Genomic DNA, 19,583 nt, shown 5'->3' on the forward strand with positions numbered 1-19,583 from the left:
TGCCATGACCGCCCCGACCGATCCGCTGATCTCCCTTTCCCACTACTACCTGCCGGTCTACAAGCCCCGCCAGGTGGTTCTGGAGCGAGGCCAGGGCGCCCGCGTGTGGGACAGCCAGGGTCGTGAGTTCATCGACCTGGCCGCCGGCATCGCCGTGTGCGGCCTCGGCCACAACGACCCGGACCTGGTGGCCGCGCTGGTCGAGCAGGCGGGCAAGCTGTGGCACACCAGCAACGTGTTCTACAGCGCACCGCCGCTGCACCTGGCCGAGGAGCTGGTAAAGGCCAGCCGCTTCGCCGAGCGCGTGTTCCTGTGCAATTCCGGCGCCGAAGCCAACGAAGTGGCGATCAAGATGGTCCGCAAGTGGGCCTCCAGCCAGGGCCGCCCGGCCGACAAGCGCGTCATCATCACCTTCCGCGGCAGCTTCCACGGCCGCACGATGGGCGCGGTGACGGCCACCGCCCAGCCGAAGTACCAGGAAGGCTACGAACCGCTGCCCGGTGGCTTCCGCTACATCGACTTCAACGATGAAGTGCAGCTGGAAACCGCGATGGCCGCCGGCGATGTCGCCGCGGTGATGCTGGAGCCGATCCAGGGCGAGGGCGGCGTGATGCCGGCCAAGTCCGGTTTCCTCAAGCGCGTGCGCGAGCTGTGCGACCAGCACAACGCGCTGCTGGTGCTGGATGAGATCCAGGCCGGCATGGGCCGCACCGGCACGCTGTTCGCGCACTGGCAGGATGACGTGGTGCCGGACATGGTCACCCTGGCCAAGGCACTCGGCGGCGGCTTCCCGATCGGCGCGATGCTGGCCGGCCCGAAGGTGGCCGAGACCATGCAGTTCGGCGCGCACGGCACCACCTTCGGTGGCAACCCGCTGGCCGCTGCCGTGGCCCGCGTGGCGCTGCGCAAGCTGGCCTCGCCGGAGATCGCCAGCAATGTCAGCCGCCAGTCGAAGGCACTGCGCGATGGCTTCGCCCGCATCAACGACGAGTTCGGCGTGTTCAGCGAGGTGCGCGGCCGCGGCCTGATGCTGGGCGCCGTGCTGGGCAAGGACTTCGCTGGCCAGGCCGGTGCGATCCTCGACCACGCCGCCGAGCAGGGCCTGCTGACCCTGCAGGCCGGTCCGGACGTGCTGCGCTTCGTGCCGTCGCTGAACATCACCGACGAAGAAGTGGCCGAGGGCCTCAAGCGCCTGCGTGCGGCGATCGCCGCGTTCGTCGCGGCGCGCTGACTCCGGCGCCGGCCCCCCCTGTAGAGCCGAGCCCATGCTCGGCTCTACAGGATTGCGTAGCGCTTCAACACCTTGCCGAGGCCACGTCCATCGCGCACGGTTTCCGCGTGCAGGCCGGCGGCGCGTGCGCCGCGTACGTTGGCGAACAGGTCATCGACGAACAGCGTGCGCGCAGGCGCTGCGCCCAGTGCCTCCAGCGTGCGCAGGAACACCTCCGGCGCGGGCTTGCGCAGGCCAAAGTCGGCGCTGCAATACACGCGGTTCTGCAGGGCAGGGAACACCTCCGGCAACAGCGTGGGCATCGCCTGCTTCATCAGCGCGCCGTTGTTGGTCAGCACCGCCATCGGCAGTTGCAGCATTTCCAGCCGTTGCAGGACGGCGGACTGCGGATGGCTGGCAGCGTTGCGTGCGGCAATCCAGGTGGCGGCATCGACCGTCCTGCCAAGCAGCGCACCGAGCTGCGCCAGATAGGCGGGGACATCCAGTGCGCCACGATCATGCGCGGCTTCCAGACCGCTGTCGTACAGCGCGGCCTGCACGTGCTGCGGTTCCAGCGCCAGCGCCTTCGCCAGATGCAGTACGCGCTGAGCGCGCTGGTACTGCACCAGCACGCCATCCACATCCAGCAGCAAAAGGTCGATCCGCATCGGCCGAGCATGCCATCGCGGTGGTTGTGCGGGGAACCCTGGAGTGCGCGTGCGACAGACGGTCGCAGCCAGGCGGGCATGGGCCTGCCTAGAATGTGGCTGGAACCTGCAGGAGAGGCAACGATGAAGGCTTGGATGGTGGCAGCGGGACTGGGGGCGCTGATGTTGGCGCCGTCGGCGATGGCGCGGGTGTGCGCGGTGAGCATCGACAGCACCGACCAGATGAGCTTCAGCAGCCGCGAGATCAAGGTGGCCGCCGACTGCAGCGCGGTGGACCTGACCCTGCGCCACACCGGCAAGCTGGCCGCCACCGCAATGGGGCACAACTGGGTGCTGACCCGCACTGCCGACTACCAGCCGGTCGCGATGGCGGGCATGCGCATGACCCTGGCCGACAGCTATCTGCCAAAGGCCGACAAGCGCGTACTGGCGCACACCAGGGTGATCGGCGGCGGCGAGACCACGCGCGTGCGCTTTTCCACCCAGGGCCTGCAGAAGGGCGGCGACTACACCTTCTTCTGCTCGTTCCCCGGCCACTTCGCAATGATGAAGGGCAAGTTCGTCTTCGGTTGATGCCGCCTTTGGAGCCGAGCCATGCTCGACTGTTCTGTGCCAACCAAGGTTGGCACCCACCATGAGCAGGGTTCAGCGCTTGGCGGCCTTGAACGCCACGCGTGCAGCGGCGAGGGTCGCCTCGATCACTGCATCGTCATGCGCGCTGGACAGGAAACCGGCCTCGTACGCCGACGGCGCCAGGAACACGCCCTGCTCCAGCATCACGTGGAAGAAGCGGTTGAACGCCGGGATGTCACAGGCGGTGGCCTGCGCATAGGTCTCGACCTTTTCACTGGTGAAGAACAGGCCGAACATCGCGCCAACGCGGGTGGTGGTCACCGCCACGCCGGCCTCGGCGGCAGCGGCTTCGAGGCCGGCGCACAGGCGCGCGGTGCGCTCGGCCAGGTCGGCGTGGAAGCCGGGCTGCTGGATCAACTCCAGCATCGCCAGGCCGGCGGCCATCGCCACCGGATTGCCGCTCAGCGTGCCAGCCTGGTAGATCGGGCCGGCCGGGGCGATCTGCTGCATCAGCTCTCGACGGCCGCCGTAGGCACCCACCGGCATGCCGCCGCCGATGATCTTGCCGAAGGTGGTCAGGTCCGGGGTGATGCCGTAGTGCGCCTGAGCACCGCCCAAGGCGACGCGGAAGCCGGTCATCACCTCGTCGAAGATCAGCAGTGCGCCATGCTTCGTGCACAGTTCACGCAGGTGCTGCAGGTAGCCGTCGCGCGGCGGAATACAGTTGGCGTTGCCGACCACCGGCTCGATGATCAGGCCAGCGATGTCATCGCCCTGCTGTTCGAACAGCGCAGTGGCGGCTTCAAAATCGTTGTAGGGCAGGGTCAGGGTCAGTTCGCTCAGGCCGGCCGGCACGCCCGGCGAGGTCGGCACGCCCAGGGTCAGCATGCCGCTGCCGGCCTTGACCAGGAACGAGTCGCCGTGGCCGTGGTAGCAGCCTTCGAACTTGACGATACGGTTGCGGCCGGTGGCGCCGCGCGCCAGGCGGATCGCCGACAGGGTGGCTTCGGTGCCCGAGTTGACCATGCGCACCATTTCGCACGACGGCACCAGGCGGGTGATGGTCTCGGCCATGGTCACTTCGGCCGCGCACGGCGCACCGAACGACAGGCCGTTGTCGATGGCCTTCTTCACCGCCTGGCGCACGGCCGGGTGGTTATGGCCGACGATCATCGGGCCCCAGGAACCGACATAGTCGATGTAGCGGTTGCCGTCGACGTCGTACAGGTAGGCGCCGTCGGCGCGCTCGACGAAGAACGGTTCGCCGCCGACCGACTTGAACGCGCGCACCGGCGAATTGACGCCACCCGGCAGCAGTTGCTGGGCGCGGGAGAACAGGGCGTGGGACTGGTCGTGGTTCATGGGGCTTTCCTGGGCATTACGCGAACTGGGCGAGGTAGGCGCGCTGGGTCACGACCGGGTCCTGCGCGGCGTAGATGCCGCTGACCACGGCGACCAGGTCGGCGCCAGCATCGATGATGGGACCGACATTGTCCGGCGTCAGGCCGCCGATCGCCACCCGCGGCACGCCCAGCGCGGCGCTTTGCCGCAGCAGGTCGGTGTGGGCGCGGCTGTTGGTGACCTTGGTGGTGGTGGGGAAGAAGGCGCCGAAGGCCACGTAGCTGGCGCCTGCGGCCACGGCCTTCTCGGCATTGGCCAGCTGGTCGTAGCAGGAGGCGCCGATGATGGCGTCGGGCCCGAGCAGGGCGCGTGCGCTGGGAATGTCGCCGTCGGTGCCGCCCAGGTGCACGCCAGCCGCGCCCACGGCCTGGGCCAGCGCCGGGTCGTCGTTGATGATCAGCGGTACGCCGTCGTGTGCGCACAGCGCCTGCAGCGCGATTGCCTGTTCCTGCCGCAGCGCATCGCTGGCGGTCTTGTTGCGATACTGCAGCCAGGTGGCGCCTGCAGCCAGCAGCGGTGCGGTACGGGCCAGCAGGCGTGCGGTGTCGGGCTCGTCCGGGGTGATCAGGTAGACGCCGCGGGGCGCCCGGGAAGCAGAAGTCATCAATGGCTACCGGTGCGTGGGCTGCGATGGGACAATGGCGGCCCGTGAATCCAGCCCTGATTATCCGATGAGCGACGCCACCCCCACCACCCTGCGAACCTGGATGTGCGTGGTCTGCGGCTTCCTGTACAGCGAAGCGGACGGCCTGCCGGAAGAGGGCATCGCGCCGGGCACGCGCTGGGAGGATATTCCCGAGACCTGGACGTGCCCCGATTGCGGGGTGACCAAGGCCGATTTCGAGATGGTCGAAGTCGATTGATGCGGGTGGGTGCGGACCGTGGGTCCGCACGCCGATAAGCCTCAATGCAACCGCGGCATCGGCCCGCCGAGGTCGATCAGCTTCTCGCGCAGCCACTGCGCATCGCTGGCGCCCGGGTTGCGCTTCAGGTAGTGCCCCAGGTCGTGGCGGGCGCCGGCCAGATACTCCAGCTGCAGGTAGGCCAGGCCGCGGTCGCGCAGGGCGTCGTCCTGCTCCGGGGCCAGCTTCAGCAGGCGGTCGGCACTGCGTGCCGCGCGGTCCCATTCGCCCGCCTCGGCGTACACGCCATGCAGGTTGCGCAGCATGCGCATCAGGATCGCGCGCGCCGGTGCCGGATCGAGGATCTGCGCCAGCACCTGGTCATCAGGCATCTGCCCGCCCAGGTGAGACTTGGCGCGTTCGCGCAGCTCGTCCACGTCCAGCGGCCGGCCGCCGTTGAACGGGTCCATCACCAGCACGCCGTCGTCCACCGGCAGGCGCACCAGGAAATGGCCCGGGAAGGACACGCCATCCAGCGGAATGCCGAGCCGGCGCGCGACTTCCATCTGCACCAGCGCCAGCGAGATCGGGTTGCCCAGGCGCCGCTCGAACACCTGGTTGAGGTAGCTGTTGCGCGGGTCGTAGTACTGGTCGTGGTCGCCGCTGTAACCCAGCTCGTCGAACAGGTGGCGGTTGATCGCCGCCATCTTCATGGGGCTGGTGTCGATGCTCTCCACTTCCGAGCGCAGGTGGTCGACGTGGCTCTGGATCAGCGCGTCGTAGGTGGACGGCTGCAGATCGGGGTATTCATCGCGCGCGATCAGCAGCGCGGTGGGCAACAAGAGCAGCGCCTCGTCTTCGAGGTCGGCCAGTGAATCCCAGTCGGGGAGTGTGATCCGGTCCTGCATGGCCACAGACTGGCGTCATTCGCAGGCGGTTTCAAGCAGTGTCGCGTGAAAAATTCAGGGGTCAGACCCTTTTCGCTTGCGAAAGGGATCTGACCCCACTCGGGTTGCCGGCCGAGATCGACAGCTGCGCTGCCCATCCACGCGTGGCGTGGAGCTACTCGATGCCTGGGCCGAAGGTCAACGCGGTGCCATCCTTCAGTTTAAGCTTTTCGGCCTGGCCTGCATTGAGCTCCAGTACGTAACGCGCCGGGCCGCCGCTGGGGTAGGGCGGGCACATGTCGCCGGCCGAGCACGGCGGCACGTCGCGCTGCTGGCTGACCAGCTTGCGCTCGTTGTCGAAGTACAGGATGTCCAGCGCGATCTTGGTGTTCTTCATCCAGTACGCCTGCATTTCCTCGCGGTCGTGGATGAACAGCATGCCGTGGTCGGCCGCCATCTGGTCGCGGAACATCAGCCCGCGCGCGCGGGTTTCATCGTTGGTAGCCAGCTCCACCTGGTAGCGGGCGCCACCCAGTTCGACCCAGTGGCGGGCCGCGTCGGTGGCACAGCCGGCCAGGGCCAGCAACGGAAGCATGAGCAGCGAACGCAGCAGCGACATCGTCAGGATCCTCCGAAAGGGTCAGAGCACGATCGGCGGCTCGCCGCCGACGATCACCACGTCGGCACGGCGGCGCGCGAACAGGCCCACGCAGACCACGCCCGGCAGCTGGTTGAGCTCGCGCTCCAGCTTTTCCGGGTCGGTGATTTCCAGATTGTGGATATCCAGGATCTGGTTGCCGTTGTCGGTGACCACGCCTTCGCGCCAGGTGGGCTGGCCGCCGGTCATGTCGCGGATCTGGCGGGCGACCAGGCTGCGTGCCATCGGGATCACTTCCACCGGCAGTGGGAATTTGCCCAGCACGGACACCTGCTTGCTCGGGTCGACGATGCAGATGAAGCGCTCGCTGGCCTCGGCGATGATCTTCTCGCGGGTCAGCGCAGCGCCGCCGCCCTTGATCAGGCACTTGTTGGCGTCGCACTCATCGGCGCCATCGACGTACAGCGACAGGTTGCCGCTGTGGTTCAGCTCGATCACCTCGATACCGTGCTGCTTCAGGCGCACGGTGCTCTGCTCGGAGCTGGATACTGCGCCCTTGATGCGGTGCTGGATGCGGGCCAGGGCATCGATGAAATAGGCCACGGTAGAACCGGTGCCGACACCGACGATCATGCCGTCTTCAACGTACTCGATGGCTTTCTCGGCGGCCAGGCGCTTGGCTTCGGACATGGGGAGAACTCTCAGGCAGGGAATCAGGATTTCTTTTCCAGCGACAGCAGCAGCTTCCACTGCGCAGCGGTCACCGGGAACACCGACAGGCGGTTGCCCTTGGCAACCAGCGGAAAGCCTTCGCCGAGTTCTTCGGCGTGCAGCTTGATCTCGTCCAGCGCGATCACCTGCTTGAGCTTGCGGTCGAAGGCCACGTCCACCAGCATCCAGCGCGGATTCTCGCGCGTGCTCTTGGGGTCGTGGTAGTCGGATTCGGGATCGAACTGGGTGTCGTCCGGGTAGGCCGCGCTGGCCACCGTGGCTAGGCCGACGATGCCCGGCACCTTGGTATTGGAGTGGTAGAACAGGATGCCGTCGCCGACCTGCATGCCGTCGCGCATGAAATTGCGCGCCTGGTAGTTGCGCACCCCGTTCCAGGGTTCGACCTTGACCTTGGCCAGGTCATCGATGGAGAAGGCGTCCGGTTCGGACTTCATCAGCCAGTAGCGCTTGCGGGCGGTCATGCGTTCACGGGGGCAGCGGAGGGGAGCAGGATGCCGTCTTCGGTGCAGATCGCATCCACCGGCACGTCCCACGACGCCACCGGCAAGGACTCGACCTGCTGCACCGCGAACGCTGCACCAACCAGCCAGGGCGGTGCCGGCCGATCGTGGCGGAAGGCGAAGCTGCGATCATACCAGCCGCCCCCCATGCCCAGCCGCCGGCACTGCGCGTCGAAGCCCACCAGCGGGGTCACCACCAGGGCCATTTGTGCCGGTTCCAAGGTGTCTGCCGGCGCCACATCCGGTTCGGGAATGCCATAGTGGTTGCTGGTCAGCGGCTGCCCGGGCCGCCACGGCGCGAAGCGCAGCACGTCGCCGGCCAGCACTGGCAGGCAGTAGGTAACGCCTTGGGGCAACTGCAACTGCCAGCGGTGCAGCGCGATTTCGCCATCCAGCGCCCAGTAACCAGCGACGGCGCCTTCGCGCGGGGCGAATGGCAGCGCCAGCAGGGCATCGGCAAGGGATTCTGCGGCGGCGATGCGCGCAGCGGCGGAAAGTTCGCGGCGGCGTTGCCGCAGATCGTGGCGCAGGGCCTGGCGCGAGTCGGTCATGGCAGGTGGCGGCAGGAAACAGCGGCCATTGTGCCGGAAAGAACAAGGGCGACGCCCGAAGACGCCGCCCTTGCTGGAATATTGCATTCTCCGCAATGTCGATGCATGCGAAACGACCTTGAACCCGGGGGCTCAAGTGGGAACGCTGGAGAACCATCGGGCTTCCCGCTACAAGGCGGACCTGCACTCCCGGCGCTGTCGCGCTCCCGGTGTCGTTCTTAAGGGACAAGGCGAATGTTTGCACATGCCGTCGAGTACCGCAGAGAACGCGTGGCCATTATAGCCAGCGCGCAGATTCTGGATAGGCCGTTCGTCGGCAACAGTCCGTGCCAATTCAGATATGAGAAGACGCGTTGTGCACGACCTTCAGGCGCTGCCGTCGATCGCACGGTCCAGGCGCCGGTTCAGGTCGGCCAGCGTCTGCTGCAGGGCCACGGCTTGGCGGGCGTTCTCGTCGCGCAGCAGCTGCAGTTCGTGGGCCAGGTTCAGCGCGGCCAGCACCGCCACGCGATCGACGGCGGCCATCCGGTTACTGCCGCGGATCTCGCGCATGCGTGCATCGAGCAGGCGGGCGGCGGCCATCAGGCTGTCGCGTTCGTCACCGCCGACGCCCACCGTGTATTCACGGTCGAGGATGCGGACACTGACCGGTTCGGCACTCATGTGTGCTGCTCCAGGGATTTGAGCCGGCTGATCATCGCTTCCACCCGCGAGCGCGCCTGCTCGTTCTTGGCCAGCAGCGTGGAACGCTCGGCCACCAGCTGTTCCTGCTGGTGGCGCAGGCTGCGATTCTCCTCGGCCAGACGCTGGTTGCGTTCAAGCAACGCCTCCACGCGGGCGGCGAAGTCCTGCAACTGGGCGAGGGGGGTGGCGGGTTCCATGCGGGCACGATAGGCAAGCCGGGTCAGGGCGGTCAAGCGTTGTCGCAGCAAGGCTGGACGGCCACGGGAAGGAGGCCGTGGGGTTGCTACACTAAGGGGTCTGACGGGCGCGCGCGTGCGCGCTCCGGTTTTCCTTATCCGAACGAGCCGCACGATGACCGAACTTCCTTCCGTCGACGACGTTTCCCGCGCCAGCCAGGAGCTGGGCCTGGGCGCCACCGCTGCCGAGTTGCACGGTGCGCTGTGTGGCTGGCTGGCCGCCGGTGGTGCCCCCGGCAACGACTGGCCGGCGCGGGTGCTGGCCGACGACAACCTGCCGCCGGTGGCCGCTGACAGCGTGCTGGGGCAGCTGCTGCAGGCCACCATCAAGCAGCTGGAAGACCGCGATTTCGCTTTCGAGCTACTGTTGTCCGACAGCGATGAAGTGTCCGCGCAGGCCGATGCCATGTTCAGCTGGACCCGTTCCTTCCTCGGCGGCTTCGGCCTGGGCAGTGGTGGCCACCGCCCGGCCCTGTCCGAAGAGGGCGAAGAAGCGCTGACCGACATGGCCAGCCTGGCCCGTGCCTCCAGCGAGGATTTCGAGGCCGGCGGTGACGACGATGACGAAGCGCTGTCGGAGATCGAGGAGTTCATCCGCGTAGCGGTGCTGCTGCTGCACGGCGATGTGGTGCTGGCCGCGCGCCACCGGCAGCGCCTGAACTGATGGATATCAAGCAGCGCACCGGCATCGCGGCCGGCGAGTACAAGCGTCGCCGCCGCCAACTGATGGACATGGCCGGCGAGGACGCGATCCTGGTGCTGCCGGCCGCAGCCGAGAAGGTGCGCAGTCTCGATACCCATTACCCGTACCGGCAGGATTCGGACTTTCAGTACCTGAGCGGTTTTCCGGAGCCGGAAGCGGTGCTGGTGCTGATTCCCGGCCGTCGCCACGGCGAAGCCATCCTGTTCTGCCGCGAGCGCGATGCCGAGCGCGAGGCCTGGGACGGCAATCGTGCCGGCCAGGAAGGCGCGGTATCGCAGTACGGCATGGATGACGCCTATCCGATCGACGACCTGGATGACATCCTGCCCGGCCTGCTGGAAGGTCGTTCGCGGGTCTACTACCACTTCGGCCGCGATGCCGACTTCGACCTGAAGCTGATCGGCTGGGTGAACCGCGTGCGTTCGCAGGTGCGCCACGGTGCGCAGCCGCCACACGAGTTCCTGGAACTGGGCCACCTGCTGCACGAGCAGCGCCTGTTCAAGTCCGGCGCGGAGGTGGCGCTGATGCATCACGCCGCGCAGATCAGCGTGCGTGCGCACCTGGCGGCGATGCGTGCAGCGAAGGCAGGCATCCACGAATACGAGCTGCAGGCCGAACTGGAGCGCGTGTTCCGCGCCAACGATGCGGTGCCGGCGTATTGCAGCATCGTCGGTGCCGGCCGGAACGGCTGCATCCTGCACTACCGCGACAACAGCGCGCGTTCCCGCGATGGCGAGCTGGTGCTGATCGATGCCGGCGCCGAGTATCGCGGCTACGCCAGCGACATCACCCGTACCTTCCCGGTGAACGGCCGCTTCAGTGCCGAGCAGCGTGCGCTGCATGACCTGGTCGGTGAGGCGCAGGCCGCTGCGCTGGCGCAGGCCAGGCCGGGGATGCCGTACGAGAGTGGCCATCTGGCTGCGGTGCAGACGCTGACCGAAGGCCTGCTGCGCTTGGGGCTGTTGAAAGGCACGTTGGAAAAGAACCTGTCCGAGGGCCTGTACCAGCGCTTCTACCGGCACAAGACCGGGCACTGGATCGGCATGGACGTGCACGACGTGGGCGATTACCGCCTCGCTGGTGATTCGCGCCTGCTGGAGCCGGGCATGGTGTTCACCATCGAGCCGGGGCTGTACATCGGCGTGGACGACACAACGGTGGAGCCGCGCTGGCGCGGCATCGGCATCCGTACCGAGGATGACGTGCTGATCACCGATGATGGCCATCGGGTGCTGACCGAGGGCCTGGCGCGCAGCGCCGACGAGATCGAAGCGGTGATGGCGGGGTAAGGGTTATCGGCAGGGCTTGCAGCCCTGCACCCGCTACACGCCAGAGCAACAGCAACAGCGGGCTTTCCGTGGGGTGGCGGAGCAGTGTGGATTTGCGGGGACGCCGTAAACCCGTCCATGGGGGCTTGGTCGCGGCATCCATGCCGCTCACACCCCGCACACCGACAGTACCCCGCCTTCGACAGGTTCACGCGGCTGTGGGTAACGGCGGTAGTTGGGACGTGCGGCTGTTGGTAGGTGTCGACCTGGGTCGACACGGAGCGAGCGCAGCGGGCGACCCGCTTTTGCTTTTCTTTCTTTCTTCCGTGGTTGGACGCACACCGAAACTGTCAGAGGTGGGGCGGGGTGGGTTCGCGGGGGTGTCCGCGGCATGGATGCCGCGGCCAAGCCTCCAAGGATGGATTCACGGCGTCCCCCGCGAACCCACCCCGCCCCGCCAAGCGCGGCTTTTGCTCCAAGCGCCCAACCACGAGGGGCTCAGCCGTTCGCCGCCGCAAACACCGGCCGCGTCAGGTTGTCCGCCTCGCCCTCGGTGCACAGCACTTCGTCCTCGATGCGGATGCCGCCATAGGGACGGAAGAAGTCCACGCGATCCCAGTTGACCGCATCGCCATGGCCGGCCTCCTTCACTTCGTTCAACAGCATGTCGATGAAGTACAGGCCCGGTTCGATCGTCACCACCATGCCCGGCTCAAGCACGCGGGTCAGGCGCAGGTAGGGGTGGCCGGCGGGGCGCTCGATGCGGCCACCTTCGTCGCTGGCCGCAAAGCCGGCCACGTCGTGCACCTGCAGGCCGATCAGGTGACCAATGCCGTGCGGGAAGAACGCGGCGCTGACGCCGGTTTCGAGCGCGGTCTGCGGCGAGACCGTGATCACGCCGAAGTCCTTCAGCACGCCCATCAGCGAAAGATGCGCGTCCACGTGCAGCTGCCTGTAGTCGAAGCCCGGCCGCACCGCCGCGCACATCTGCTGCTGGGCGGCATCGACGGCGGCGATCATCGCGGCGAACTCGTCATGGCCGTGCGCCGCGTAGGTGCGGGTGATGTCACTGGCATAGCCGTGTGCGCTGGCGCCGGCATCGATCAGGAAGCTGCGCAGCGGCTGCGGCGCCTTGCGTCCCAGCTCGGTGTAGTGCAGCACGGCAGCATGTTCGTTCAGCGCCACGATGTTGCCGTAGGGCAGTTCGTTGGCATCCTGGCCGACGGCCTGGCAATAGGCCATGTGGATGCTGAACTCGTCGGCGCCATTGCGGAACGCTGCTTCGGCGGCACGGTGGCCGCGCACGCCCAGCGCCTGCGCCTGGCGCATCAGCGCAACTTCATACGGCGTCTTGCTGCCACGGTGCCATTCCAGGTAGTTCACCACCGGCGCCGGGTTGTTCGGCACGAACGCACCCAGCGCACTCTGCGGCTCGCCGAGGATCGCGCAGCGCGCCGGATCGGCCGGCAGCAGCGCCAGCGCCTCTTCGGGCTTGCGGATGATATGGATGTCGAAGTGGTCTACCCACCAGCCGCTCGGCGCGTCCGGCACCACGTGCCAGTAGTCGAAGGGCTGGTGGAAGATCACCGCCGGACGCTTGCCCGGGGTGAACACCACCCAGCTGTTGGGCACGCGGGTCAGCGGCAGCCAGGCCTTGAACTGCGGGTTCACTGCGTACGGGTAGTCGCGATCATCGAAGACCTGGTAGTGCAGGGTGCCGCTGGGCACGACCAGATGATCGAAGCCGCCGCGGGCCAGCGCCTGTCCGGCGCGTCGGCACAGCACGGCCAGGTGGTCGGGATACAGGGCGCCGGGGTCTTGCTGGATCATTGCGGTGGCTCGACACGGGAAACGGCCCTAGATTCTGCCGCATACCGCGAAAAACCGCTGTGCCGGAACCGGCGCTCAGGCCGTCGAAAGCGGTCCCTCGTCGCTGTCCTCGCCTACCCACTGGCGCAGCAGCTGCCGATGTTCGCGCGACAAGGTGAGGAAGCGGAAGCCGGTCCAGCTCTGCCCGGGGGCGTGCGCAGGCTCGCTCCACAGCAGGTGCACGCCCACGTCGATGACCTCCTGGCGGCCATCGACCATCGGCAGCGGGAAACGCAGCTGATACAGCGCGTCCTCGCGCAATGGCGCACTGGCCAGCATCAGCATGCCGGTTTCGGACACGTTGCCAAGCCGACCCACCACACATTCGCGCATCTGGTCGGTGACCGGCACCAGGTCGGAGACCTGGCGGCGGGGCGCGCGACGGGTGTCCTGCGGCGGTTGGGTGTTCATGCGGATGCTCCCCCGGCGTGGCCATCGGCCAGTGCACGCAGTGCGTCGAGGCTGGCCTGCCAGGCGCGATCCACCAGCCGGGCTTTGTCCTCGGTGACCAGATGCGCGCGGCCCGCGCTGATCTGCCGGGCCAGCGTATCCAAGTCGGTATCGGCGATCTTCTGCCCGCGCGCATTGACCAGCAGCGCGTGGCCGGTCAACAGGCTGTACCAGGACAGGCGCTGGCGGCGCAGCGTGCCAGCGCCATTGTCGATGTCGAACCAGCTGCCGAACGGCAGCGCGGACAGCTGCTGGTAAGCGGCTTGCTCGGCAGCGCTGCGCGGGCTGGAGCGGGCCGTGGTGGTGAGACCAGCCTGTTCTCCCAGGCGTGCGCGTGCCTTCAGGCGTGCACTGAGTTCGGTACGTGAGGTGCTCTCATCCTCGCCGCCGGGCGTGGCCAGCCTGCGCGCGACCGCCGCGGCTTCCTCGACGTGGTAGCCCACCTGCACCAGTGCGGCTTCCACATCGGCGGCCAGCGCGGCATCGGTGCCACCGGGGGCACCCACGGCCTGGGCCGTCACTCTGGCAATGCGTTCGGTCTGTTGCAGGCGCTGCTGCCACTGCGGCGAGTCATCGCCGTGGCGCAGGCGGGTCAGCGTCAGCGCATCGGCCCAGGCCTGGCGCAGCAGGGTCTGCACGAAGCGCGGTGGCGCCTGCGTATCGCAGCACTGGTCGATCTGCGCATTGGCCTGGCGACGCGCCAGCTCCAGCCGTTCCTTGCCACGGGCAGCTTCCACGTGACGGCGTTCGGCCAGTTCGGCGCGATGTGCCGCTGCGCGCTGGTGCTGCTGCACGTCGTCGTTGGCGGTGGCGAAGACATCCGGCGTGCGTGCATCCTCACCGAGCAGGCCCTGCACGCTCTGCGCCATGCGCTGCAGCAGCTGCGGGTCGACATCGTCGTCGTCCAGCCAGTGTGCGCCCACTTCGGCGATCTGGTTGAGCAGTTCGCGGGCAGGGTGTTGGTCACGCACGAAGAAGCCCGGGTCGGCCATTGCCGCACGCGCCAGCGGCACCTGCAGGCGTGCCAGCAGGGCGGCCGGCACCGGGTCGGGGCGTTGCTGCTGCTGTACCTGCTGCATCAGCAGCCGCAACAGGTCGAGATTGTCGCGGTCGTGGCTGGCCAGCTGGGCCTGCGCGCCATGCTCGCTGCGCAGCTGAGCGATCACCGCGGCTTGCAGGTCGGCCACGCCGGTGGCAGCGCTGGACTGCGCCTGCAGGCGCGCGAGAATGGCATCCACGGCGGCAGTGGGAACGGCAGCGGCCTGCTCGGGCGTGCTGCTGGCGTGCCGCGCCTGCTGCAGCAGTTCGTGCAATGCACTGCCGGCGAAGGCGGTCAGCCCGGGCACGGCGGTGCCGGTGGCGCCGGCATCCTGCACGGCGTCCTGTACCAGGTTCGACCACGAACCGGCACTGGACGGGCCGGTCCAGCCGGTCAGCGGCGTCGCGCTGCGCTTGGCCGGCTGTGTCGCACGGCCGCCACCGACCGACTGGGTGATGATGCGTCGGGTGCTGGACGACCGCGCCAGGTAGGGCGTGTAGACCAAACCTGGCAGCACACCTTGCTGGGCCAGCAGGGCGTTGGCGCGGTCCAGCACATCACCCAGGCGTTCCAGCACCTGCCGTTCGAAGCTGCGGTACAGCGCCAGTTGCACCTCGGTGCCAAGCGAATCCTGCTCAGCCAGCCTGCGCACCATCGCGCACAGCGCCTGCGGCGCCAGCGGCAGGGTGTCGGTGTCCAAGGCGGGCGTTGCCGCCAGCACGCCCATGCGCTGGCCGAGCAGGTTGAGCGAATTGGCTGAGCGCAGGGTTTCCCGGCGCACCATCTCGGTCAGCAGCAGGTCGCGGTCGACATCGTGCTCGGCCACCAGTGACAGGCCCAGCAGGCCGGGCAGTGGGGGCGGCGTAGCGGCGGACGGGATTGCCGTGGCAGGCTCACCCAGCCGCGTCAGCGCCTCGGCAAGCGCATCGAGCATGCGGTCCGGGAAATGCCCGGCAAACGCGTGCAGCTGGCCGCGCTGGGCCATCAGCTCCGCCTGTTGCATGGGATTGCGCGCGCGATCAGCGTCGTGCAGCAGAGCCTGCTCCAGCGCTTCCACGGTCAGGATCAGGGGGGCGGCCAGCGTCTGCCGGCACAACCCGATCAATGCCCCCAGCAGTTCGCGCACCCGCGGCGGCAGGTCGGCAGCGGCCAGGCGGGCCTTGTCGGCGGCAGTGGAGGAAAAAACAGCTGACATCTGCGAGTGGTACCCGGATTCCCGCGGATCGATCTGGTGAATCTACCGTGTCGGCCGATGTCGGCGCTACTTTAGCCTGAACGTGAAATGCATCTGCCGGGCATGGGCCTGGTGCGCGGTAGTGCCGGCCGCTGGCCGGCAACGTGGTCAGCACCGGCCAGCCGTTCATCGCACGGGATCATTCTTCCAGGAACAGGCTCACCACATCGTTGGTGAAGCGCCGCCCCAGTTCCGTCGGCTGCACGTGCCCGTTGTCGATCTGCAGCCAACCGCGCCGCACGGCCTCGGCCAGCGGTGCATCCAGCACACGGCGCGGCAAGCCGGTGCGCGACTCGAAATCGCGCAGGCTGAAACCTTCGTGCAGGCGCAGCAGGTTCAGCATGTATTCGAACGGCAGGCGCTCAGGCGCGATCACGTCGTCGCCACCGAACGAGGCGGGCGTGCCGGCACTGTCCAGGTACGCCTGCGGGTGTTTCAGCTTCCAGCGGCGCAGTACATGTTCTTCAGCGCCCGAGCTGATCTTGCCGTGCGCGCCGGCACCGATGCCCAGGTAATCACCGAAGCGCCAGTAGTTCAGGTTGTGCGCGCTCTGCCGGCCAGGGCGGGCGTAGGCGCTGACCTCGTACTGGCCGAAGCCGGCCTGGGCCAGCAGCGCCTGACAGTGTTCCTGCATGTCCCAGGCGTTGTCTTCATCGGGAATGCCCTGCGGCGGCCGTGCGAAGAACACCGTGTTCGGCTCCAGCGTGAGCTGGTAGTGCGAGATATGCGCCGGCTGCAGGGCGAAGGCACGCTCCAGATCGGTCTCGGCGCCGGCCAGGGTCTGTTCCGGCAGCGCGTACATCAGGTCGATGTTGAAGTTGTCGTAGCCCGCGTCCTGCGCCATCTTCACCGCGCGCTCGGCTTCGCCGCTGTCGTGGATGCGGCCCAGGCGCTTGAGCATCGCGTCGTCGAAACTCTGGATGCCGAAGCTGAGGCGGTTCACGCCGGCCGCGCGGTAACGGTCGAAGCGGCCGTGCTCGGCGGTGCCCGGGTTGGTTTCCAAGGTGATCTCGGCATTCGGCGCGAAGCGCAGCCGTGCGCTGGCCTGCTGCAGGAAGCGATCGATCGCGTCCGGCGGGAACAGGCTGGGTGTGCCGCCGCCGAAGAACACGCTGTGCACCACCCGTCCCCAGACCAGCGGCAGGTCCTGGTCCAGGTCGCGCAGCAGCGCATCGATGTAGGCATCGAACGGCAGCACGCCCTTGGCCTGGTGCGAATTGAAATCGCAGTATGGGCATTTGCGCACGCACCACGGCAGGTGCACGTACAGCGACAGCGGAGGCGGCACCAGCCGCGGCGGCGTGTCGTGGTCAGCGGAGCAGGCTTCGCCGGGCAGATGGTTGCAGTGGTCGTGGTGGTGAGAGTGGGGCATGGACTTCTTCGGTAGTGCCGGCCGCTGGCCGGCTTCCCTGGTTCGATCGGGCAGGGCGTCAGTACAGCGTCGCCAGCTGCCGCTTGAGCTGCTGCAGGGCAAGGGCACGATGGCTGATGGCGTTCTTCAGCGCCGGCTCCATTTCCGCGGCGGTCAGGCCGTGGGTGGTGTCCAGGAACACCGGGTTGTAGCCGAAGCCGTTGGTGCCGCGCAGTTCGCGGATGATCTGGCCTTCCCAGCGGCCTTCGCAGATCAACGGCTGCGGGTCGGTGGCGTGGCGCAGCAGCACGATCACCGCGTAGAAGCGGGCGCTGCGCTGGCCATCGGGCACCTCGGCCATGGCATCGAGCAGCTTGGCGTTGTTGGCTGCGGCATTGGTCGGGTGGCCGGCATAGCGTGCGCTGTACAGGCCCGGCGCACCGCCGAGCGCATCGACGATCAGGCCCGAATCATCGGCCAGTGCGGGCAGGCCGGTCGCTTCGCAGGCCGCGCGCGCCTTCAGCAGCGCGTTCTCGACGAACGTCAGGCCGGTCTCTTCCACGTCGCCCAGGCCCAGTTCGGCGGCCGAGGTGATCTGCAGCGGCAGGTCGGCGAGGATCTCCTGCATCTCCACCAGCTTGCCGGCGTTGTGGCTGGCCAGTACCAGTTTCTTCATTGACGGGGCTCCAGCAGGTCCCAGGTGTTGCCATACAGATCGCGGAACACCGCGACCGTTGCATAGGGTTCTTCGCGCGGCGCTTCCAGGAACTCGACGCCCGCGGCAAGCATCACCGCGTGGTCGCGGTGGAAGTCGTCGGTGTTGAGGAAGAAGCCCACCCGGCCACCGGTCTGGTTGCCGATGCGGCTGCGCTGTTCTTCGTCGCTGGCGCGCGCCAGCAGCAGGGCGGCGGCGCTGCCGTCGGTCGGGCCGACCACCACCCAGCGCTTGCGGCCCTGGTCGATGTCTTCCAGCAGCGTGAAGCCGAGCTTGCCGGTGTACCAAGCGATGGCTTCGTCATAGTCGGCCACCACAAGGGTGGTCAGCGCGATCCGGCGGTTCATGCCGACAGCGCCGCCTGCTGCGCGGCAAGCAGCTCGGCCACGCCCTTTTCGGCCAGGCCCAGCAGCGCGTCCAGCTCGTCGCGGCGGAAGGCGTGGCCTTCGGCGGTGCCCTGCAGCTCGATGAAGCCGCCGCCGTCGTTCATCACCACGTTCATGTCGGTGTCGCAGTCGCTGTCTTCGGCGTAGTCCAGGTCCAGCACCGGGGTGCCGCGGTACACGCCCACCGACACCGCGGCCACCGCGCCCAGGATCGGGTTGCGCTTGATGTCGCCACGCTTCATCAGCACGTTCACCGCATCGACCAGGGCCACGTAGGCGCCGGTGATGGCGGCGGTGCGGGTGCCACCATCGGCCTGCAGCACGTCGCAGTCCAGGGTGATGGTGCGCTCGCCCAGCGCGTTCCGGTCCACGCACGCGCGCAGGCTGCGGCCGATCAGGCGCTGGATCTCCAGCGTGCGGCCGCCCTGCTTGCCACGGGCGGCTTCGCGGTCGCTGCGGGTGTGGGTGGCGCGCGGCAGCATGCCGTACTCGGCGGTGACCCAGCCTTCGCCCTTGCCGCGCAGGAAGCCCGGCACGCGGTTCTCGACGCTGGCGGTGCACAGCACACGGGTTTCACCGAAGCACACCAGTACCGACCCTTCGGCGTGGCGGGTGAAGCCGCGTTGAATGACGACCGGGCGGAGCTGGTCGGGCTGGCGGCCGCTGGGGCGGGAATCGGACATGATGCAGGTTCCGTAATGGCGAGGGAGTACGCCGCCATGCCCGCGGCCTTCACGGGGCGGGCAAGGGGGCTCAGGTGAGGGCGCTAGGGTACCATTCCCCCTTTGCACGCACCGGACACATTCCATGATTCGAAGCATGACCGCCTATGCCGGCGGCGAGCGGGTCACCCCGTGGGGCACGCTGGGCTGCGAGCTGCGCTCGGTCAACCACCGCTTCCTGGAGGTCGGCACCCGCCTGCCCGAGGAACTGCGGGCGCTGGAGCCGCAGCTGCGCGAGCGCATTGCCGCGCGCATGAGTCGCGGCAAGCTGGATCTGGTGATGCGCCTGCGCGCGCCGGAAGCGGCGGCCAATCTGCAGGTGGACGAGGCGCTGCTGGGCCAGCTGGGCCGCCTGGCCCACCGGCTGACCTCCGATTTCCCCAACCTGCAGGTCAGCTTCACCGACCTGCTGCAGCTGCCGGGCGTGACCCGCGGCGAGGCCACAGACGCCGCCGCCCTGCAGGCCGAGTCGCTGGCGCTGCTGGACCAAGTGCTGGACGGCTTCGTCGAGGCCCGTGAGCGTGAAGGCGGCAAGTTGTCCGCGGCCATCAGCGAGCGCGTGGACGGCATCGAACGCATCGCGACTGAAGTGCGGACCTTGATTCCAGCCATTCGCGACGGTCAGCGCGCCAAGCTGGCGGCCCGCCTGGCCGACCTGCCGCACCCGGTCGACCCGGGTCGCGCCGAGCAGGAACTGGTGCTGTGGCTGCAGAAGCTGGACGTGGATGAAGAACTGGACCGCCTCGGCAGCCACATCGTCGAGATCCGCCGCGTGCTCAAGCAGCGCGAGCCGGTGGGGCGCCGCCTGGATTTCCTGCTGCAGGAGTTCAACCGCGAAGCCAACACGCTGGGCTCGAAGTCGGTGGACAGCCGCACGTCCAATGCGGCGGTGGAACTGAAGGTGCTGATCGACCAGATCCGCGAACAGGTGCAGAACATCGAGTGAGGTTGCAGGGGCGCCTTC

At 68.0% G+C, this 19,583-nt stretch carries 23 protein-coding genes and 1 other RNA gene; 6 read left to right on the top strand and 18 right to left on the bottom strand.

Annotated features, from left to right (window positions below):
- Positions 1-4 precede the first annotated feature (4 nt).
- Positions 5-1,231, top strand: coding sequence for an acetylornithine transaminase (locus QZ853_RS09865; protein WP_295572495.1), 1,227 nt, complete (start codon positions 5-7; stop codon positions 1,229-1,231).
- A gap of 44 nt (positions 1,232-1,275) precedes the next feature.
- Here the strand turns inward: QZ853_RS09865 and QZ853_RS09870 are convergent, their stop codons facing one another.
- Positions 1,276-1,878 (bottom strand): HAD-IA family hydrolase, encoded by a 603-nt coding sequence (locus QZ853_RS09870; RefSeq protein WP_295572498.1) that lies wholly within the window; start codon positions 1,876-1,878, stop codon positions 1,276-1,278.
- A 123-nt stretch (positions 1,879-2,001) separates the two neighbouring features.
- On the opposite strand from QZ853_RS09870, the gene azu reads away from it, so the two are divergent.
- Positions 2,002-2,451 carry an azurin gene (gene azu / locus QZ853_RS09875; protein ID WP_295572500.1) on the top strand — a complete coding sequence of 150 codons (450 nt, stop codon included), beginning with the start codon at positions 2,002-2,004 and terminating at the stop codon, positions 2,449-2,451.
- Positions 2,452-2,523: 72 nt separating this feature from the next.
- Here the strand turns inward: azu and hemL are convergent, their stop codons facing one another.
- On the bottom strand, positions 2,524-3,813 hold the full coding sequence (hemL, locus tag QZ853_RS09880) for a glutamate-1-semialdehyde 2,1-aminomutase (protein WP_295572502.1): 1,290 nt from the start codon (positions 3,811-3,813) through the stop codon (positions 2,524-2,526).
- A 16-nt stretch (positions 3,814-3,829) separates the two neighbouring features.
- On the bottom strand, positions 3,830-4,456 hold the full coding sequence (thiE, locus tag QZ853_RS09885; protein WP_295572505.1) for a thiamine phosphate synthase: 627 nt from the start codon (positions 4,454-4,456) through the stop codon (positions 3,830-3,832).
- A 34-nt stretch (positions 4,457-4,490) separates the two neighbouring features.
- Here thiE and QZ853_RS09890 point away from each other — a divergent pair, with 34 nt between their 5' ends.
- Positions 4,491-4,715, top strand: coding sequence for a rubredoxin (locus QZ853_RS09890; protein ID WP_006467103.1), 225 nt, complete (start codon positions 4,491-4,493; stop codon positions 4,713-4,715).
- A gap of 41 nt (positions 4,716-4,756) precedes the next feature.
- Here the strand turns inward: QZ853_RS09890 and QZ853_RS09895 are convergent, their stop codons facing one another.
- From QZ853_RS09895 to QZ853_RS09930, 8 genes are all read right to left on the bottom strand, one after another.
- A complete protein-coding gene (locus QZ853_RS09895; RefSeq protein WP_295572510.1) occupies positions 4,757-5,602 on the bottom strand; it encodes a SirB1 family protein in 846 nt (281 codons plus the stop codon).
- A 154-nt stretch (positions 5,603-5,756) separates the two neighbouring features.
- Complete coding sequence (locus QZ853_RS09900; protein ID WP_295572513.1) at positions 5,757-6,200, bottom strand: DUF192 domain-containing protein; 444 nt, start codon at positions 6,198-6,200, stop codon at positions 5,757-5,759.
- A 21-nt stretch (positions 6,201-6,221) separates the two neighbouring features.
- Positions 6,222-6,869, bottom strand: a complete 648-nt coding sequence (gene rpiA, locus QZ853_RS09905; RefSeq protein WP_295572516.1) for a ribose-5-phosphate isomerase RpiA — start codon at positions 6,867-6,869, stop codon at positions 6,222-6,224.
- 23 nt (positions 6,870-6,892) lie between these two features.
- Entirely contained in the window at positions 6,893-7,372 is a 480-nt protein-coding gene (locus QZ853_RS09910) for an EVE domain-containing protein (RefSeq protein WP_295572518.1), read from the bottom strand.
- Positions 7,369-7,962 carry a 5-formyltetrahydrofolate cyclo-ligase gene (locus tag QZ853_RS09915; protein ID WP_295572520.1) on the bottom strand — a complete coding sequence of 198 codons (594 nt, stop codon included), beginning with the start codon at positions 7,960-7,962 and terminating at the stop codon, positions 7,369-7,371. Before QZ853_RS09915 ends, QZ853_RS09910 begins: the two co-directional genes overlap by 4 nt.
- A gap of 83 nt (positions 7,963-8,045) precedes the next feature.
- A non-coding RNA gene (gene ssrS, locus QZ853_RS09920) (6S RNA) lies at positions 8,046-8,231 on the bottom strand.
- A 97-nt stretch (positions 8,232-8,328) separates the two neighbouring features.
- Entirely contained in the window at positions 8,329-8,625 is a 297-nt protein-coding gene (locus tag QZ853_RS09925) for a cell division protein ZapA (RefSeq protein WP_295572524.1), read from the bottom strand.
- Positions 8,622-8,843 carry a TIGR02449 family protein gene (locus QZ853_RS09930; protein ID WP_295572526.1) on the bottom strand — a complete coding sequence of 74 codons (222 nt, stop codon included), beginning with the start codon at positions 8,841-8,843 and terminating at the stop codon, positions 8,622-8,624. Before QZ853_RS09930 ends, QZ853_RS09925 begins: the two co-directional genes overlap by 4 nt.
- 154 nt (positions 8,844-8,997) lie before the next feature.
- On the opposite strand from QZ853_RS09930, the gene QZ853_RS09935 reads away from it, so the two are divergent.
- Both QZ853_RS09935 and QZ853_RS09940 read left to right on the top strand, forming a co-directional pair.
- Entirely contained in the window at positions 8,998-9,546 is a 549-nt protein-coding gene (locus QZ853_RS09935) for a YecA family protein (protein WP_295572528.1), read from the top strand.
- Positions 9,547-9,551: 5 nt separating this feature from the next.
- The gene (locus QZ853_RS09940; protein ID WP_295573472.1) at positions 9,552-10,874 is read left to right on the top strand and encodes an aminopeptidase P N-terminal domain-containing protein; all 1,323 of its coding nucleotides are present in this window, start codon (positions 9,552-9,554) and stop codon (positions 10,872-10,874) included.
- A gap of 477 nt (positions 10,875-11,351) precedes the next feature.
- On the opposite strand, the gene pepQ is transcribed toward QZ853_RS09940, so the two are convergent.
- The 7 genes from pepQ to rph form a co-directional block, all read right to left on the bottom strand.
- Complete coding sequence (gene pepQ, locus QZ853_RS09945; protein WP_295572531.1) at positions 11,352-12,683, bottom strand: Xaa-Pro dipeptidase; 1,332 nt, start codon at positions 12,681-12,683, stop codon at positions 11,352-11,354.
- Between the two features lie 75 nt (positions 12,684-12,758).
- Positions 12,759-13,133: a PilZ domain-containing protein gene (locus QZ853_RS09950; RefSeq protein WP_295572533.1), complete on the bottom strand. Its 375-nt coding sequence runs from the start codon at positions 13,131-13,133 to the stop codon at positions 12,759-12,761.
- The gene (locus QZ853_RS09955) at positions 13,130-15,406 is read right to left on the bottom strand and encodes a DUF1631 family protein (protein WP_295572534.1); all 2,277 of its coding nucleotides are present in this window, start codon (positions 15,404-15,406) and stop codon (positions 13,130-13,132) included. The genes QZ853_RS09950 and QZ853_RS09955 overlap by 4 nt, the downstream gene beginning before the upstream one ends.
- Before the next feature lie 178 nt (positions 15,407-15,584).
- Positions 15,585-16,817, bottom strand: a complete 1,233-nt coding sequence (gene hemW / locus QZ853_RS09960; protein WP_295572537.1) for a radical SAM family heme chaperone HemW — start codon at positions 16,815-16,817, stop codon at positions 15,585-15,587.
- Between the two features lie 58 nt (positions 16,818-16,875).
- Positions 16,876-17,472, bottom strand: a complete 597-nt coding sequence (gene rdgB / locus QZ853_RS09965; RefSeq protein WP_295572540.1) for an RdgB/HAM1 family non-canonical purine NTP pyrophosphatase — start codon at positions 17,470-17,472, stop codon at positions 16,876-16,878.
- Positions 17,469-17,858 carry a VOC family protein gene (locus QZ853_RS09970; protein ID WP_295572542.1) on the bottom strand — a complete coding sequence of 130 codons (390 nt, stop codon included), beginning with the start codon at positions 17,856-17,858 and terminating at the stop codon, positions 17,469-17,471. The genes rdgB and QZ853_RS09970 overlap by 4 nt, the downstream gene beginning before the upstream one ends.
- Positions 17,855-18,580 (bottom strand): ribonuclease PH, encoded by a 726-nt coding sequence (gene rph, locus QZ853_RS09975; RefSeq protein WP_049426699.1) that lies wholly within the window; start codon positions 18,578-18,580, stop codon positions 17,855-17,857. The genes QZ853_RS09970 and rph overlap by 4 nt, the downstream gene beginning before the upstream one ends.
- Before the next feature lie 124 nt (positions 18,581-18,704).
- Here rph and QZ853_RS09980 point away from each other — a divergent pair, with 124 nt between their 5' ends.
- Entirely contained in the window at positions 18,705-19,565 is an 861-nt protein-coding gene (locus tag QZ853_RS09980) for a YicC/YloC family endoribonuclease (protein ID WP_295572545.1), read from the top strand.
- The last annotated feature ends 18 nt before the right edge of the window (positions 19,566-19,583 follow it).

It is taken from the genome of uncultured Stenotrophomonas sp. (genome assembly GCF_913778665.1).
In the GTDB taxonomy this organism is placed as follows: domain Bacteria; phylum Pseudomonadota; class Gammaproteobacteria; order Xanthomonadales; family Xanthomonadaceae; genus Stenotrophomonas.